17 protein-coding genes are annotated in these 17,076 nt (G+C 60.7%); 2 read left to right on the top strand and 15 right to left on the bottom strand.

The features are described from left to right. The first annotated feature begins 118 nt into the window (after positions 1-118). Entirely contained in the window at positions 119-1,765 is a 1,647-nt protein-coding gene (gene lldP, locus OTERR_RS07960) for an L-lactate permease (protein ID WP_149425392.1), read from the top strand. A gap of 115 nt (positions 1,766-1,880) precedes the next feature. Continuing rightward, on the top strand, positions 1,881-2,714 hold the full coding sequence (gene ppsR / locus OTERR_RS07955) for a posphoenolpyruvate synthetase regulatory kinase/phosphorylase PpsR (RefSeq protein WP_054620936.1): 834 nt from the start codon (positions 1,881-1,883) through the stop codon (positions 2,712-2,714). Positions 2,715-2,805: 91 nt separating this feature from the next. On the opposite strand, the gene OTERR_RS07950 is transcribed toward ppsR, so the two are convergent. From OTERR_RS07950 to tsf, 15 genes are all read right to left on the bottom strand, one after another. Then, positions 2,806-3,618 carry a TrmH family RNA methyltransferase gene (locus OTERR_RS07950; RefSeq protein ID WP_246154405.1) on the bottom strand — a complete coding sequence of 271 codons (813 nt, stop codon included), beginning with the start codon at positions 3,616-3,618 and terminating at the stop codon, positions 2,806-2,808. Between the two features lie 73 nt (positions 3,619-3,691). Beyond that, positions 3,692-4,306: a ribonuclease HII gene (gene rnhB, locus OTERR_RS07945; protein ID WP_149425391.1), complete on the bottom strand. Its 615-nt coding sequence runs from the start codon at positions 4,304-4,306 to the stop codon at positions 3,692-3,694. Then, positions 4,296-5,501, bottom strand: a complete 1,206-nt coding sequence (gene lpxB / locus OTERR_RS07940) for a lipid-A-disaccharide synthase (RefSeq protein ID WP_082396815.1) — start codon at positions 5,499-5,501, stop codon at positions 4,296-4,298. The genes rnhB and lpxB overlap by 11 nt, the downstream gene beginning before the upstream one ends. Positions 5,502-5,503: 2 nt before the next feature. After that, positions 5,504-6,280: an acyl-ACP--UDP-N-acetylglucosamine O-acyltransferase gene (lpxA, locus tag OTERR_RS07935; protein WP_054620939.1), complete on the bottom strand. Its 777-nt coding sequence runs from the start codon at positions 6,278-6,280 to the stop codon at positions 5,504-5,506. Further along, positions 6,277-6,714, bottom strand: coding sequence for a 3-hydroxyacyl-ACP dehydratase FabZ (gene fabZ / locus OTERR_RS07930; protein WP_054620940.1), 438 nt, complete (start codon positions 6,712-6,714; stop codon positions 6,277-6,279). Before fabZ ends, lpxA begins: the two co-directional genes overlap by 4 nt. 5 nt (positions 6,715-6,719) lie before the next feature. Then, positions 6,720-7,721: a UDP-3-O-(3-hydroxymyristoyl)glucosamine N-acyltransferase gene (gene lpxD / locus OTERR_RS07925; protein WP_246154403.1), complete on the bottom strand. Its 1,002-nt coding sequence runs from the start codon at positions 7,719-7,721 to the stop codon at positions 6,720-6,722. A 1-nt stretch (position 7,722) separates the two neighbouring features. Continuing rightward, the gene (locus OTERR_RS07920; RefSeq protein ID WP_223116054.1) at positions 7,723-8,226 is read right to left on the bottom strand and encodes an OmpH/Skp family outer membrane protein; all 504 of its coding nucleotides are present in this window, start codon (positions 8,224-8,226) and stop codon (positions 7,723-7,725) included. A 26-nt stretch (positions 8,227-8,252) separates the two neighbouring features. Further along, the gene (gene bamA, locus OTERR_RS07915; RefSeq protein WP_054620942.1) at positions 8,253-10,565 is read right to left on the bottom strand and encodes an outer membrane protein assembly factor BamA; all 2,313 of its coding nucleotides are present in this window, start codon (positions 10,563-10,565) and stop codon (positions 8,253-8,255) included. Positions 10,566-10,567: 2 nt separating this feature from the next. Continuing rightward, positions 10,568-11,941, bottom strand: a complete 1,374-nt coding sequence (gene rseP, locus OTERR_RS07910; protein ID WP_342780120.1) for an RIP metalloprotease RseP — start codon at positions 11,939-11,941, stop codon at positions 10,568-10,570. A gap of 34 nt (positions 11,942-11,975) precedes the next feature. Beyond that, complete coding sequence (ispC, locus tag OTERR_RS07905; RefSeq protein WP_149425388.1) at positions 11,976-13,157, bottom strand: 1-deoxy-D-xylulose-5-phosphate reductoisomerase; 1,182 nt, start codon at positions 13,155-13,157, stop codon at positions 11,976-11,978. A 26-nt stretch (positions 13,158-13,183) separates the two neighbouring features. After that, positions 13,184-14,020 (bottom strand): phosphatidate cytidylyltransferase, encoded by an 837-nt coding sequence (locus tag OTERR_RS07900; protein WP_149425387.1) that lies wholly within the window; start codon positions 14,018-14,020, stop codon positions 13,184-13,186. After that, positions 14,013-14,786, bottom strand: coding sequence for a polyprenyl diphosphate synthase (gene uppS / locus OTERR_RS07895; RefSeq protein WP_149425386.1), 774 nt, complete (start codon positions 14,784-14,786; stop codon positions 14,013-14,015). The genes OTERR_RS07900 and uppS overlap by 8 nt, the downstream gene beginning before the upstream one ends. Before the next feature lie 19 nt (positions 14,787-14,805). Continuing rightward, positions 14,806-15,363: a ribosome recycling factor gene (frr, locus tag OTERR_RS07890; RefSeq protein WP_054620946.1), complete on the bottom strand. Its 558-nt coding sequence runs from the start codon at positions 15,361-15,363 to the stop codon at positions 14,806-14,808. Positions 15,364-15,376: 13 nt separating this feature from the next. Next, on the bottom strand, positions 15,377-16,093 hold the full coding sequence (pyrH, locus tag OTERR_RS07885; RefSeq protein WP_149425385.1) for a UMP kinase: 717 nt from the start codon (positions 16,091-16,093) through the stop codon (positions 15,377-15,379). Between the two features lie 21 nt (positions 16,094-16,114). Then, positions 16,115-17,014, bottom strand: a complete 900-nt coding sequence (gene tsf / locus OTERR_RS07880) for a translation elongation factor Ts (RefSeq protein ID WP_054620948.1) — start codon at positions 17,012-17,014, stop codon at positions 16,115-16,117. Positions 17,015-17,076: the final 62 nt, after the last annotated feature.

The following is a 17,076-nucleotide window of genomic DNA, read 5'->3' as shown; positions in this document are numbered from 1 at the left end:
ACCCGCGCGGCGATCGAGGCAGTACCCAATTAAAAGCGACCGGCGGGAATGCTCCCCAGCACCCCTCAAGCACTAACTTTCGTTACCCACAGCAATCCCCTGAAGGAGGCCGTACCTCATGCAACCCTGGATGCAGATTTACGACCCGCTGGGCAACCTCTGGTTGTCGTCGCTGGTCGCCGCACTGCCGATTTTCTTCTTCTTCATCGCCCTCGCCGTATTGCGCATGAAGGGGCACATCGCCGGCACCATCACCGTGGCCATCGCCCTGGCCGTGGCCGTGTTCTTCTACCAGATGCCGGTGCCGATGGCCCTGGCCTCGGCCGGTTACGGCTTCCTCTACGGGCTGTGGCCGATCGCCTGGATCATCGTGGCCGCGGTGTTCCTCTACAAGATCACGGTCAAGACCGGCCAATTCGACATCATCCGTTCGTCGGTGGTGTCGATCACCGATGACCAGCGCCTGCAGATGCTGCTGGTGGGCTTTGCCTTCGGCGCCTTCCTCGAAGGCGCGGCCGGCTTCGGCGCCCCGGTGGCGATCACCGCCGCCCTGCTCGTCGGCCTGGGCTTCAACCCGCTCTACGCCGCCGGCCTGTGCCTGATCGCCAACACCGCCCCGGTGGCCTTCGGCGCGATGGGCATCCCCATCACCGTGGCCGGCCAGGTGACTGGCATCGACGCCTTCAAGATCGGCCAGGCCGCCGGCCGCCAGCTGCCGCTGCTGTCGGTGATCGTGCCTTTCTGGCTGGTGATGATGATGGACGGCCTGCGCGGCGTGCGCGAGACCTGGCCGGCGATCCTGGTGGCCGGCCTGTCGTTTGCCGTGACCCAGTACTTCACCGCCAACTTCATCGGCCCCGAGCTGCCGGACATCACGTCGGCCCTGGTCAGCCTGATCTGCCTGACCGTGTTCCTGAAGAACTGGAAGCCGAAGAACGTCTTCCGCTTCGACAAGCAGCACCACGCCGAGCTGGGCGAAGACAAGCACTACACCTTCGGCCAGATCGCCAAGGCCTGGTCGCCCTTCGTCATCTTGACCGTCATGGTCACCATCTGGAGCCTCAAGCCCTTCAAGGCCCTGTTCGCCAAGGACGGTGCCCTGTACGGCACGGTGCTCCAGTTCCCGGTGCCCATGCTCGACAAGCTGGTGACCAAGGTGGAACCGATCGTCGCCAAGGCCACGCCCTACGCCGCGGTGTACAAGCTCGACCTGCTCGCCGCCACCGGCACCGCCATCTTCCTGGCGGCCATCATCACCATGTTAGTGCTCGGCATGAAGCCCGCCGAGGCGGCCAAGACCCTGAAGGAGACCGTGGTCGAACTGAAGCGCCCGATCTACTCCATCGGCATGGTGCTGGCCTTCGCCTTCGTCGCCAACTACTCCGGCCTGTCCGCCACCCTGGCCCTGCTGCTGGCCGGCACCGGCGCCCTGTTCCCGTTCTTCTCGCCGTTCCTCGGCTGGCTGGGCGTGTTCCTGACCGGTTCCGACACCTCGTCGAACGCCCTGTTCTGCTCCCTGCAGGCCACCACGGCGCACCAGGTGGGCGTTTCCGACACCCTCTTGGTAGCGGCCAACACCACCGGCGGCGTCACCGGCAAGATGATCTCGCCCCAGTCCATCGCCGTGGCCTGCGCCGCCGTGGGCCTGGTCGGCAAGGAATCGGACCTGTTCCGCTTCACGGTCAAGCACAGCCTGCTGTTCGCCACCATGGTGGGCATCATCACCACCCTGCAGGCCTACGTGTTTACGTGGATGATTCCCTGAGTCCGGGATAGCAACTTCCAGTAAACTTCAGCGGCGGCCGGATCTTTCGGCCGCCGTTTTTATTTACTGCGCCCTTCATCCGCGCCGCACCCCGGCGCCAACCCGCGACCGCCTCATGAATTCGTCGATCAACCGCACCGTCTTCTATATTTCCGATGGCACCGGCATTACCGCCGAAACCATGGCCCACAGCCTGCTCACCCAGTTCGAGGGGGTGAAATTCAGGCCGGTGCGCGCACCCTTCATCGACAGCGAGGAGAAGGCCCACGCCGCCGTGGCGCGCATCAACGAGGCGGCCCAGCGCGACGGCATCCGCCCGATCGTGTTCACCACCCTGGTGGACGGCAAGCTCTCGGCCATCGTCCATCAGGCCGACGCCTTCTGCCTGTCGTTCTTCGAAAGCTTCCTCGCCCCGCTGGAGGCCGAACTGGGCGCCGTGTGCAACCACAGTGTCGGCAAGTCCCACGGCAGCACCAACTCCACCGGCTACCAGAGCCGCATTGACGCCATCAACTACACTCTGGCCCACGACGACGGCATCACCGACCGCAACCTGATGGAAGCGGACGTGATCCTGGTGGGCGTCTCCCGCTGCGGCAAGACCCCCACCTCCCTGTACCTGGCCATGCAGTTCGGCGTGAAGGCGGCCAACTTCCCGCTCATCCCCGAGGACTTCGAGCGCATGAAGCTGCCGTCCACCATCGAGCGTTATCGGGAAAAGCTGTTCGGCCTGACCATCGATCCGGAACGTCTGTCCCAGATCCGCGAGGAGCGGCGGCCCAACAGCAAGTATGCGTCCCTGGCCAACTGCCAGTACGAAGTGCACGAAGCCGAAAAGCTGATGCGCCGCGAAGGCATCCGCTGGCTGGATTCATCCTCGAAATCCATCGAGGAGATCTCCACCACGGTGATGCAGGAAGTGCGCATCGAGCGCAGCGAAGACTTCTGAACACGGTGCTTTGAACAACCAAGGCAACCCAGACAACAAAAAACCCGGCCGAAGCCGGGTTTTTTGTTGGACGCACCGGGTACTCCCGTGATTATTTAACGCCACGCCGACGCAGGGTGTCGAACAGGCAGATCGCGGCGGCGGCAGCCACGTTGAGGGATTCGACCCGCCCCGGCAGAGGGATCAGCACGCCGGTAGGCACGGCCGCCATCACCGCAGGGGAAACGCCCCGCCCTTCGGCGCCGAACACCCAGGCCACCGGTCCCTGGAACGGGGCATCGGCCATGGCATACAGGGAGGTGGCCCCGTCGAGCCGCGTCACCATGGGCGTGCCCCGATAGACCTTGAGGAAGGTGCACAGGTCCTGGCCCTCGAACAGGGTGGCGCGGAACTGGCCCCCCTGGGCGGCGCGCAAGGCCTTGGGGCTCCACGGGTCGGCACAGCCGGGCGACAGGACAATCTGGCGAAAGCCGGCGGCGGCAGCGGTGCGGATCAGGGTGCCCAGGTTGCCCGGGTCCTGCACCCCATCGAGCAGCACAGCATCGGCCTGGGGGTCCGGCTGTCCCGGCGCCGCCGGCAGTTCGGCCACGGCTAGCAGGCCGGTCGGCGTCTCGGTGGGCGCCACGTCCCGGAGCAGGTGGTCGGGCAGCACGTACAAAGGGGTGGCGCCGAGCAGAGGCCGAGCCAGGCAAGTGGCAATCTCGCCGGAGGTCTGCGCAAGGGCGCTTTCCGCCACGTACAGTTCGCGAGGTTTGATGCGGACCGCCAGCAGGGCCTCAAGCAGGTGCACCCCGTCGAGCAGCATCATCCCCTCCTCCCGTCGCTCCCGGGCAGAGCCGGCAAGCTTTTTCAGGCGCTTGATGCGGGGATTGTCCCGGGAACTGATGGTGCGGACGTTCTTCACGATGGGGGTGGCTGAATAAGGGGAAGCGTGGACACCAGCCGCCACAGGACAGGCAGGTGGCGGGAGGAGCCGGTTAGAGCAGGCTCAATTGTGCCACCGGGCCAAAACTGCGCCGGTGGGCGGTGCAAGGCCCGTGAGTCTGCAAGGCCTCCAGATGGGCGGCGGTCGGGTAGCCCATGTGCTGGGCAAAGCCGTAGACCGGGTAGTCCCGGTCCAGGGCTTTCATCAGGGCGTCCCGGTGGGTCTTGGCCAGGATCGAGGCGGCAGCGATACAGGCATAGGTGCCGTCGCCCTTAACTACGGCTTCAGCCGGACAAAGGACGGCGAGGCTGCGCGGCACCTTGTTGCCATCCACCAGGATCTTTTCCGGCAGCTGCCCCAGAGCCGTCACGGCCCGGGTCATGGCCAGAAAAGTGGCTTGCAGGATGTTGATCTGGTCGATTTCCTCGGCGCTGGCTTCGGCCACCGCCCAGGCCAAGGCTTTTTCACGGATTTCCGGGGCCAGGGCGTCGCGGCGCTTTTCTGATAGCTTCTTCGAGTCGTTCAGGCCGGTGATGGGGCGGGCCGGATCGAGAATGACCGCGGCAGCCACCACTGGCCCCGCCAGGGGGCCCCGACCAGCTTCATCCACCCCGGCGACGGGGCCGGTCAGCCATACCAGCGGCACCTTGGCCAGCTTATCCGCCATGGGATGCCGATTCGGTCGCCAGGGCCGCTGCCGCCAGCGGGGGCGGAACGATACCCAAGGTCTTCAACACCGCGCCCGCGGCCCGCTCAGCTGCGTTTTGGCGCAATAGCAGGTGCTGGCGCTCGAACTCTTCGACCATGGCGGCTCGCACATCCTTGTCCTGCTGCAGGGTGAGCAGGGCTTCGGCCAGGTTTTCCGGCGTGGCCTTTTCCTGCAGCAACTCGGGCACCACCTCCCGGTGGGCCAGAATGTTGGGCAACCCCACCCAGGGCGAAATGGACATGCGCCGCCACAGAAAGGCCGACAGGCGCGCCACCTTGTAGGTGATGACCATGGGGCGCTTCATCAAGGCGCACTCCAGGGAGGCGGTACCGCTGGCCACCAGCACAGTGTCTGCCGCCGCCATGGCGTCCTGGGCATGGCCAAAGAGCAGACGGAAGGCCAGCTCCTGGGCGCCCGCGTGGTACAAGGCGGTTTCGAACTGAAGCCGAGTTTCCCGGGTAGCCAAGGGAACCAAGAAGATCGCTCCAGGCAGCTTTTCAGCAATCAGCTTGGCGGTGGCGATGAAGGTGTCGGCAAGGAAATTCAGTTCGGTGGTACGGCTACCCGGCAGCAGGGCAAAGATCGGTGCATTGGGCGGCAGATCGAGCTTGAAGCGAGCTTCGGACTGACTCACGTGCAGGGGAATCAGATCCGCCAGGGGATGGCCGACGTAGGTATTGGCAATGCCCTTGGCGTCGTACAAGGCCGGCTCGAACGGCAGCAGGCAGAGGATGTGGGACACCGCCTTGGCAATACCCTTGATCCGCCCTGGCCGCCAGGCCCAGATCGACGGGCTGACGTAGTGCACCGTGGGCACGCCTTTGGCCTTGAGCTGTTTTTCCAGCCCCAAGTTGAAATCCGGAGCATCGATACCGATGAAGACATCGGGTGGGTCCGTCAGCAGGCGCTTGACCAGGCCCTTACGAATCCCGGACAGCTCTTTGATGTGCTTGAGCACCTCCACCAGCCCCATGACGGCCAGTTTTTCCTGGGGCCACCAGGAGTCCAGGCCTTGGGCGAGCATTTTCGGACCACCAATGCCCATGAAATGGGCATTGGGCAGGCGTTCTTTGAGGGCGGCGATGAGGTTGGCGCCCAGGAGGTCGCCCGACGCCTCCCCCGCCACCATGGCGATGCGAAGGGGACGGGTCATGCTTAACGCAGAATGCCGCGCTTGGACTGGGCGAGAAACTCAACCAGGGGGTTGAGTTCGGGATAGGTAACAGCCTCGGCGCCGATCTTCTCCCGTGCCTCTTCCAGGGTCAGGCCCGAACGGTAGAGGGTACGGTAGGCGCGCTTGATCGCCATCACGCTTTCCGGCGAGAAGCCGCGACGCTTCAGGCCTTCGCTGTTGATGCCCTTGGGCGCCGGATTGTTGCCAACGGCCATCACGAAGGGCGGCAGATCCTGGAACAGGATGGTGCCGCCGCCGGTCATGGCGTGGGCACCAATATGCACGAACTGGTGAACACCAGTCATGCCGCCCAAGATCACCCAGTCATCCACGTGTACGTGGCCGGCGATCTGGGCATTGCTGGCGAGAATGGTGTGGTTGGCTACCACACAGTCATGGGCGATATGCACGTAGCCCATGATCCAGTTGTCGCTACCTACGCGGGTTTCACCCGCATCCTGGATGGTGCCGGTGTGGAACGAGCAGAATTCACGGATGGTGTTGCGGTCACCGATGATCAGCTTGGTCGGCTCACCTGCGTATTTCTTGTCCTGGGGAACCCCGCCCAGAGCACAGAAATGGTGGATCTGGTTATCCCGGCCAATGGTGGTATGGCCCTCGATCACCGTATGAGCGCCCACGCTGGTGTTGTCGCCGATGACGACGTGATCACCGATGATGCTGTAGGGGCCGATAGTGACGTTTTCCCCCAGTTGCGCATGGGAGCTGACGACGGCGGTCGGGTGAATCTGGGTCATTCGATGGTCCGTACGGCACACAAGAGTTCGGTTTCACACACGGTCTGGCCATCCACCTGGGCAACGGCCTTGAAGCGGCCAATACCTGCCTTCACCTTGTCTACCGTGACATGCAGGTGTAGCTGGTCGCCCGGCACCACCGGCTTCTTGAAGCGAGTCTTATCCACGCCGGCCAGGTAATAGACGGTCTTTTCGTTGGGTTTGTCACCGGTAGAGGTGAATGCCAGCACGCCCGCCGCCTGGGCCAGCGCTTCAACGATCATGACACCCGGGAAAACCGGGTTGCCGGGGAAATGTCCTTGGAACTGGGGCTCGTTGATCGACACGTTTTTGACCGCATGCACAGTCTTGCCAGGCTCGATGGCCAGGATACGATCGATCATGAGAAACGGATAACGGTGCGGCAGATGCTCCATTACCGCTTTAATGTCCATGGAATTCAATTTTTTCCCTCTGATTTTTCAAGTTTTTTCTCAAGCTCTTTGACCCGCTTGGCCAACTTATCGAGATGACGCAAGTGAGCGGCGTTTTTGAGCCAGCCCTCGTGGGCTTCGAGCGGATAGGCGGCCGTGTAGTGACCAGGATTCGGCAGATTGCGAGCCACCAAGGTGGCGCCGGAAATATGCACGTCGTCCCCGAGCGTCAGGTGGCCACTGATCATGCCAGCCCCCCCGATCGTGCAACGGGCACCGATCTTGGTACTTCCGGCAATCCCCACGCAACCGGCCATGGCGGTGTGCTCACCGATCTGGACGTTGTGGGCGATCATCACCAGGTTGTCGATCTTGACCCCGTTAGCGATCACCGTGTCATCGATCGCCCCCCGGTCAATGGTCGAATTGGCGCCAACCTCAACATCGTCGCCAATTACCACCCGGCCAATTTGGGGAATTTTCACCCATGCGGCACCATCCTTGGCGAAGCCAAAACCATCAGCACCAATCACTGCACCGGCCTGGATGACACAACGGGCACCGATCACGCAGTCCTGGTAGATGACCGCATTCGGGTAAATGACTGTGTCGTCACCGATGGATACGCCATCGCCAATTACGCAACCCGCATGGATGACGACGTTGCGCCCCAGGGTTACCCCTTCGCCGATCACGGCGCTGGGGTGAATCGGCGGATTTGGCACTGCCGTCGGGTGTAGTAACTGGGCAACGCGGGCGTAGTAAAGGTAGGAGTTGGCTGCCACGATGCGCGGCCGCTCCGTCCCGTCGGCGGCAGCCGGCGGAACGATAACCGCCGAGGCACCTGTATCCGCCAACTGGCCCCTATATTTGGGATTGGCGAGGAAAGCGATATCGCCCTGCCCCGCCTCTGCCAAAGTTCCGATACCGCAAATCAGCGTATCGCCATCGCCAATCAACTCACCACCCAAACGGGCGACGATGTCGGCAAGACGCAGCCCCTGCCCTGACAAAATCTTCCCTACCAATTTACTTGGCGGCCGCTTTGTCGTCAGACAGAGCCTTGATGACCTTGTCGGTGATATCGAGGCGCGGGTTGGCCCAGACCGCATCCTGGAGGATCAGGTCGTACTTCTCGGCCTCGGCAATAGCCTTAATGGCACGGTTGGCCCGTTCCAGAACGGCAGCCATCTCCTCGTTCTGACGCAGGTTGAGGTCTTCCCGGAATTCGCGCTGTTTACGCTGGAAATCCCGGTTCAGATCGTTGATTTCCCGCTCTTTGTTGCGGCGATCATTCTCGGACAGGGTCACGGCATTCTTTTCCAGACCTTCTTGCAGGCTCTGGAGTTTTTTCGCCATGGCCTGGAGTTCCTGGTCACGCTTGGAAAACTCGCCATCCAGCTTCTTCTGCGCCTTGACCGCAGCCGGTGCGTCACGGAAAACGCGCTGGGTATTCACAAAACCAATTTTAGTATCGGCGGCAGCAGAACCCGCCACACCGAACAGAGCGGCAGACAGCGCCACCGCAAGCATCGTGCGTTTCAACTTGAACTCCTAGATCAGAAAACCGTTCCGAACTGGAACTGGAAGCGCTGGGTCTTATCCCCGTCCTTCTTGTTCAGCGGATTGGCGATACCAAATTTTAGCGGCCCAAGCGGAGAAGTCCAAGCAAGGGCCAGACCAGTGGAATAACGCAACTCGGACAAGGAAAGTTTTTCGTAGCGGCCGTAATCGTCGTTCGACCCAAACACCTGACCCGCATCAACAAACCAGGAAAGGCGCAAGGATTTATCTACACCTGAACCGGGGAACGGGAAAAGCAATTCAGTATTGAGCAGCACACGTTTCTGGCCACCAATAGCCTCGCCATCCTGCTGGGGGCCGAGGCTAGATTGCTGATAACCACGAACCGAAGTCACACCGCCTGCATAAAAATTCTTATAGAACGGCAGATCCCGATTACCATAGCCATTAGCAATACCAAGCTCACCGTTTACCATCAAGGTGAACGTCTTAGATAGCGGGAAGTAACGCTGATGCTGCGCCGTCGCACGGTAATAACGCAAAGTTCCGCCTGGGGTGGAAACTTCAGCACCAACGCGAGTATATCCACCTGAAGTTGGATAGATCAGACTATCCTTGGTATCCCGGGACCAACCCGATGACAAGAGGATGCTGGAATTGTCGTTACCAAACTTCTGCACGAACTCCTTGTAGATCCGGCGGCTATCATCAAACAAGGTGACATTAGTACTGTCATAGCCTAAGCCGAAGCTGATCGACTCCTTCTCCGCAATTGGTACGCCCCAGCGCAATCCACCACCCCAAGAAACCGTCTTGTAGGTCTGCACATAGCTGGAAGAAAGGGAAGGATCGTAGGTTTTCTTGTAGATATCGAAACCTTGACTAATACCATCAACCGTAAAGTATGGATTGGTGTAAGACAAGGCATAGGTCTTGAACGCCTTGGCCGTATTCACCTGCAGGGAGAGGTATTTACCGCTACCGAACAGGTTGGCCTGCGAGATGGAACCGGAAAGGATGACTTTGTCCGAACTGGAAAAGCCAATGCCGACCATTACATTGCCGGTTGCCTTTTCAGTGACGCCAATATTGACATCAACCTGGTCCGAAGTACCGGGGACGGCAGGAGTATCTACAGTTACTTCAGAGAAATAACCGGTCTTGTCAATGCGCTGTTTGGAGAGTTGGATTTTATCCGCATCGTACCAGCCACCTTCCATCTGGCGCATTTCCTGGCGAACAACTTCGTCGCGGGTCTTGGTATTGCCGGCAATGTTGATGCGACGCACGTACACCCGTTTGCCCGGATCGACAAAAATTGTGAAAGCAACCTGGCGCTTTTCTTTATCAACTTCGGGAGCTGCGTTCACGTTAGCAAACGCATAACCCTGAGCCCCCAATCGCTCAGAAATCGCTTTTGTCGATGCATTCAGTGTTTCGCGAGAAAACACATCACCTGCACGCAGCGTAACCAGCTTTTTATACTCATCTTCCGGCAAGAGAGAAAGATCACCTGCCAGTTTTACGGACGAAACTTGGTAACGCTCACCTTCAACAATGTTGACCGTGATGAAAATATCCTGCTTATCCGGGCTTATGGATACCTGAGTGGATTCAATGCTGAAATCCAGATAACCACGGTTTAGATAATAAGAACGCAGGGTTTCCAGATCGGCGGAGAGCTTTTGCTTGGAGTACTGATCGTTCTTCGTGTACCAGGTCAGCCATCCGGGGGTAGTCAGCTGGAACAGTTCAAGGAGTTCTTTTTCCTTGAATACCTGAGCGCCAACGATGCTGATCTCTTTGATCTTGGCGACATCCCCTTCATCGATGGTGAAGTTGATCCCGACCCGATTCCGCTCCAACGGCGTCACCGTTGTCTTGATCTTGGCTGCGTACTTGCCGCGCGCCAAGTATTGGCGCTTCAGCTCCTGCTCGGCCTTATCCAGCATGGCCCGGTCGAAGATGCGTGACTCGGCGATGCCGATTTCCTTAAGGGCCTTGGTAATCTGATCTTTTTCGAACTCCTTCATGCCGACGAAATCGATCTTGGAGATGGCCGGGCGCTCTTCGAGCGACACGACGAGCACATCCCCCTCGACTTCGATACGGACATCCTTGAAGAAGCCAGTAGCAAAAAGAGTTTTGATGGCCTGGGAGGCCTTTTCTTCAGTCATGGTCTCGCCGACCTTGACTGGTAGATAGCTGAACACGGTGCCAGCTTCGGTACGCTGGATCCCTTCGACACGGATGTCCTTGACGACAAAAGGATCAAAGGCCCAGGCAGGCGAGGCGATCGCGGTGGCAAAAAGCCCCCCGATCAACCCCGCAATGAGGTTTTTCTTCATAGTCAACCGGAAGCGAGACGGGCGAAATCGTTATAAAGGGCGAATGCCATGAGGGCAAACAGCAGGGAAAGGCCAATCCGCTGACCAACTTCCTGGATACGTTCGGAAACGGGGCGGCCCCGCAACAACTCCAGCATATGATACATCAGGTGCCCACCGTCCAAGACGGGAATCGGCAGCAGATTCAGCACCCCCAAGCTGATCGAAACCAGGGCCATGAACTTGAGAAACGATGCCCAGCCGAGCTTGGCTGACTGTCCGGCAAAGTCGGCGATGGTGACAGGCCCGGACAGGTTTTTCAGGGAGACCTGCCCCACCAGCATCTTGCCCATCATTTCGAGGCTGAAAAAGGATTTTTCCCAGGTTTCCCGCGCCGCCCGCTGCAGTGACTCGCCCAATGGGTACCGCACCGTGATTGCAAGTTGCGGCAAGTTCTCGGGGACGGCGACGCCAACCCCGATCCTGCCAATGACCCGACCCCGCTCATTCTCTTCAGTCGGGGTCACGACGAAATGCAGATGCCTACCGGCGCGTACCACCTCAATCCCCAGGGATCTACCGACGGCCTCACGGACACGAGTAACCACCTCACCCCAGGTATCGACAGTGACACCATCGATACCAACCACCACATCGCCAACCTGCATCCCTGCCACGCCCGCGGCGCCGGACGAGGAGACGGAACCCAAGCGTGGCGGGATGTACGGCCGGAACAAGGTCACGCCAAGCCTATCCGGCAAATCGGCCTCCAAGCCAAACTCAGCCAGGGTTGGCGCTATCGCGACACGGCGCTCGTTGATCTCGCCACGCAGATTACGGGTTTCCAACACAACAGACTCGGCCTCGCTGGCCCGGCGCAACAACTGCCAATGCAAATCCTGCAGCGAAGCGACCTCATGACCGTCGAGCCGGAGGACCTCTTCGCCATTTTCCACACCACTCTGCGCCAGGGCAGAAGCAGCCGGCGGAGTACCAAGCAAGGGACGCAGCTCGGGGGCGCCCTGCCAGAAAACAAAACAGTAGAGAAGAATCGCCAACAGCAAATTAGCCACAGGCCCAGCCGCGACTATCGCCATTCGCTTGCCAACCGACTGGGCGTTGAAGGAACGGTGGCGCTCCGCGGGATCGACTTCGCCTTCCCGTTCGTCGAGCATCTTGACGTAACCGCCCAGGGGAAAAGCGGCCAAAACCCACTCTGTGCCATCACGCCCAAGGTGTCGGGACCACAACGGCTGCCCAAAACCAACTGAAAAACGCAATACCTTGACCCCGCACCAGCGCGCCACAGCGTAATGACCAAGCTCGTGCACAACGATGAGCACACCGAGGACGACAGCAAAAGCGACTACGTAGTACAGGAAATTGATCAAGGCCATCGCCCTCGGAACAAGCGCTACCGGTTAGCAGGGGTCAATGGATCGCCAAGCGCTTATGCGCCGCCTGGCGGGCTTGGCGATCGGCTTCGCGAACGTCTTCCAGCGAACGAACCGGTCCAGTCCCGACCTCATCCATCACAGCGGCAATCGTGGAGGGAATCGCCGTAAACCCGATCCGGCCGGCCAAGAACGCGACCACAGCCACTTCATTGGCCGCATTGAGCACGGCGGGGCTCCGCCCGCCCTCGCTCAACGCCCGATAAGCCAAACCAAGGCAGGGGAAACGCACCAAGTCGGGAGCTTCGAAATCGAGGCGGGCGACTTGAAAGAGATCAAGGGGTGCCACCCCGGAGGCAATCCGCTCCGGATACGCCAGGGCATGAGCAATAGGAGTGCGCATGTCCGGGTTGCCGAGCTGGGCCAGCACCGAGCCATCAACATACTCGACCAGGGAGTGGATGATGCTCTGCGGATGCACCACTACATCAATCCGGTTCGCAGGCAGATTAAACAGGAAGTGGGCCTCGATGACTTCCAAGCCCTTGTTCATCAAGGTCGCCGAATCAACGGAAATCTTGGGGCCCATCGACCACTTGGGATGGGCGACGGCCTGCGCCGGCGTCACCGTGGCCAGCACTTCGGCAGGCGTCGAGCGGAAGGGGCCACCAGAAGCAGTTAGCAGGATGCGCCGCACCCCGTTCTCCCCCAAATCCCGTGAGAAGCCTTGAGGTAAGGACTGGAAAATGGCGTTGTGCTCGCTATCGATCGGCAGCAACGTGGCCCCATGCTCTCGGACTGCGGTCATGAAAACAGGACCGGCCATGACCAAGGCTTCCTTGTTGGCCAGGAGCACCCGCTTGCCGGCCTGGGCGGCCGCCAAGGCGGACTCCAGGCCCGCAGCTCCGACAATGGCCGCCATCACGGTATCGACGTCAGGATGGGCGGCAACCTGGATCAAGCCTTGTTCACCCGACAGGACTTCGGTCGCCAGGCCAGCAGCGCGCAATTGCCCCGTCAGTGCTACCGCCTGTTCCGGGGTGGCCACCACCGCATACGCAGGACGAAATTCGCGGCACAGTTCGGCGAGCTCGGCCATGCGCTGAAACGCGGTGAGGGCAAAGATCTGGTAGCGATTGGGGTGGCGCCGGACGACGTCCAGGGTGCTGCCACCAATCGAGCCAGTGGCGCCAAGAAGAGTGAGGGTCTGCGCAGGCATGGAATTACTTGGCCAAAATGGCCCGGTCAGCGTTGAAACACCAACCAGAGCAGGGTCACCAGCGGCAGGGTGGACGTCAGGCTGTCAATCCGGTCCAACACCCCGCCATGGCCGGGCAGCAACTGGCTGCTGTCCTTGATACCGGCCTGGCGCTTGAGTAGGGATTCGAACAGATCACCGATCACGCTGACCGCCGTGACCAGAACCAAGCCCAGGGCCAGGGTGAGCGGGGCAATATCGAGGTAATCCGGAAACGTGGTGCGCAGGATCCAGCCATAGGCAATCACCCCTACCCCCGCGCCCAGCGCCCCCTCCCAAGTCTTGCCGGGACTGATGTTAGGGGCGAGTTTGTGTTTACCGAAAGCCCGGCCGGAAAAATATGCTGCGATATCGGCCATCCATACTACAGCCATGATCGCCAGAAGTGGCCAAGGGCCTAGCGCGCGTAACTGAACCAGGGCCAACCAGGTGGGCAGAATGACCACGGCACCGACAAGCAACCCCAGTGGCAGGGATTTCAGCGGCCAGCGGTAACGTAACCAAAGCGGTACCGCCACGGCCCAGAACAGTACCGAGGGCACGAGCAGAAAGCGGCCGAAGGCCCAGCCCTGCAAGACGAAACCGTCGCTGATGCCAAGCATGCCAGGCAGCGCCAAGGTCAGCGCCAAAAGTAGCAGCCCCACAGCACCGGCCAAAAACACCCGACTACGGGAAGCCAAACCGAGAAAGCCCCCCCATTCCCAGGCTGCCAGCACGGCGACCACACCGCAGAACAACGCCCAGATGCTGCGCGGCAGGAGAAAAATAGCGCCCAGAAAGACGAGCAGCAGGATGACCGCGGTGATGACCCGCGTCTTAAGCATGGGGCGAGGAAGGCGGTGAAGCCTGGAGTTGTTCGCTGGTACGGCCAAAGCGGCGTTCACGGCGACGGTACGACGCAATCGCTTCATCCAATGCCGAGCAATCGAATTCCGGCCAGAGGACGTCGGTGAAATGCAGTTCGCTGTAGGCCAGTTGCCAGAGAAGGAAGTTGGAAACCCGCTGCTCGCCGCCGGTACGGATGAAGAGATCCGGCTCAGGCGCGTAAGACATGGCCAGGTAGGGGGCCAGATCGTGCTCGGTCCAGGCGCCAACCTTGGCAGGCTCAGCGGCAGCCAGCCGATTGGCAGCCTGGAGGATGTCCCAGCGACCACCGTAGTTGGCGCAGACCGTCAGGGTAAGACGCTCATTGGCTGCAGTCTCAGCCTCCGCCAGGGCAATCATCTCTTGCAGGGCCGGATCGAAGCGAGACAAATCGCCGACGACCCGCAAGCGTACGCCATTGGCGTGGAGGCGCTTGACCTCCTGCTTCAACGCCTTGACGAACAGTTGCATGAGGAAGCTGACCTCCCCTTCCGGGCGACGCCAGTTCTCGGAACTGAAGGCGAACAGGGTCAGGAAGGAAACCCCGCGGGCAAGGCACGCCTTCACCATTTCCCGCACGGTTTCGACACCGCGGGTATGGCCGGCGACACGGGGCAGGAAGCGCTTTTTCGCCCAGCGACCGTTGCCATCCATGATGATGGCAATATGCCGGGGAACATCGCCCACCGACGGGATGCCGCCGGTGGAACTGACAAACGAGGACATGGATAAGGGAAGCCGGACGTTAGATGGCCAGCAGTTCCTTTTCCTTTTCCACCAGCAGCTTGTCCACGTCGGCTACAAACTTGTCGGTGAGTTTCTGGATATCGTCCTGGGCGCGACGTTCGTCGTCCTCGGAGATTTCCTTGGCCTTGACCGCATCCTTCAGACCATTGTTGGCGTCACGACGCAGGTTGCGGATCGCCACCTTGGCATTTTCACCTTCGCCCTTGACGACCTTGATAAGCTCCTTGCGGCGCTCCTCGGTCAGCATGGGCATCGGAACACGCACCAAATCCCCTTGAGTGGCTGGGTTCAGGCCCAGATCCGCATCGCGAATGGCCTTCTCGACTTTGGCCACCATGGGCTTTTCCCAAGGCTGAACACCGATGGTGCGCGCGTCGACCAGGGTGACGTTGGCCACCTGATTGATCGGGGTCGGCGTGCCGTAATAATCCACCATCACATGGTCGAGGATGCCAGTGTGGGCACGGCCGGTACGCACTTTCGCCAGATCGTTTTTCAACGCGTCCAGCGACTTGATCATTTTCTGTTCGGTGGCTTTTTTCAGTTCAGCGATCATTGCAAGTTCTCCGTCAGCAGTAGACCAGGGTGCCTTCGTTCTCGCCGAGCACGACCCGCTTCAGGGCGCCGCGCTTGAAAATGGAGAAAACGTTGATCGGCAGCTGCTGGTCACGACACAAGGCAAAAGCCGTGGCATCCATCACCGCCAGATTGCGGGAGATGGCCTCGTCAAAACTGATCTTGTCGAAGCGGGTAGCGCTGGGGTCCTTCTTCGGGTCGGCCGTATAGATGCCATCCACCTTGGTGGCCTTGAGCACGATCTCGGCCCCGATCTCGGCACCACGCAAGGCGGCGGCGGTATCGGTGGTGAAGAAGGGATTGCCGGTACCGGCGGCGAAGATCACCGTCCGGCCTTGCTCCAGATAACGGATGGCCTTGCCGCGGATATAGGGCTCGACCACCTGTTCGATATTCAAAGCCGATTGGACCCGGGAAACGAGTCCGGCGGCGCGCATGGCGTCCTGCAACGCCAGGCTGTTCATGACCGTGGCCAGCATGCCCATGTAGTCGGCCTGGGCCCGGTCCATGCCCGTGGCGGCGGGGGCAACACCGCGGAAGATGTTGCCGCCACCGATCACGATACCGACCTGGACACCCAGGTCGGTCACCGACCGAATCTCCTCGACGATCTCGGAGATGGTCTGGCGGTTGATCCCATAGGCGTCCGCGCCCATGAGCGCCTCACCGGACAGCTTGAGAAGGATGCGCTTATAGCGGGGTGCGGACATGGGATCTCCCTTGGACAGTTATTACTTGTTGGCGGCAGCGGCAGCAGCCTGGGCGGCCACTTCGGCGGCGAAGTCGGTGACCTTCTTCTCGATGCCCTCGCCCACCACGTACAGGGTGAAACCCGGGATCGAAGCACCCTTGGCCTTGAGCAGTTGCTCGATGGTCTGCTTGCCGTCTTCGGCCTTGACGAAGACCTGGCCCAGCAGGGTGACTTCCTTGAGGAACTTCTGCACGGTGCCTTCGGCGATCTTTTCGATCATGGCTTCGGGCTTGCCGGCTTCCTTGGCCTTCTCGATGGCGACGCGGCGCTCGGTTTCGATCAGGTCCGCGGAAACGCCGGAGGCATCCAAGGACTTGGGCTTGGACGCCGCGATGTGCATGGCGATGTCCTTGGCAGTGGTTTCGTCGCCGCCAACCACGTCGAGCAGCACGCCGATCTTGGCGCCGCCGTGGATGTAGGAGACCAGCTTACCTTGAGCTTCGGTGCGCACGAAGCGGCGGATGGTCATGTTCTCGCCGATCTTGCCCACCAGGGCGGCGCGGATGGACTCCACGGACTGGCCGCCGATTTCCAGGGCGGACAGGGCGGCCACGTCGGCCGGGTTCTTGGTGGCGACCAGCTCGGCGATGTTCTTCACCAGAGCCAGGAAGTCGTCGTTCTTGGCGACGAAGTCGGTTTCACAGTTGACTTCGACGATGGAGCCCAGCTTGCCGTCGGCGGAGATGTACACGCCAACGATACCTTCGGCGGCCACACGGGTAGCGGCCTTGGAAGCCTTGTTGCCCAGCTTGACGCGCAGGATTTCCTCAGCCTTATCCATGTCGCCAGCGGCTTCGGACAGGGCCTTTTTGCATTCCATCATGGGCGCGTCGGTCTTTTCGCGCAGTTCCTTGACCATCGCTGCGGTGATTTCCGCCATTTTCTGCTCCAATCTCTTGATTAAGCGGCGGCCGCCCGAAGGCGGCCGCTGACATTGCACAC

Origin of the sequence: Oryzomicrobium terrae, assembly GCF_008274805.1 — a bacterium.
Classification (GTDB): Bacteria; Pseudomonadota; Gammaproteobacteria; order Burkholderiales; family Rhodocyclaceae; genus Oryzomicrobium; species Oryzomicrobium terrae.
The sequence above is the reverse complement of the archived record's forward strand: the minus strand, read 5'-3'. Positions and strand labels throughout refer to the sequence as shown.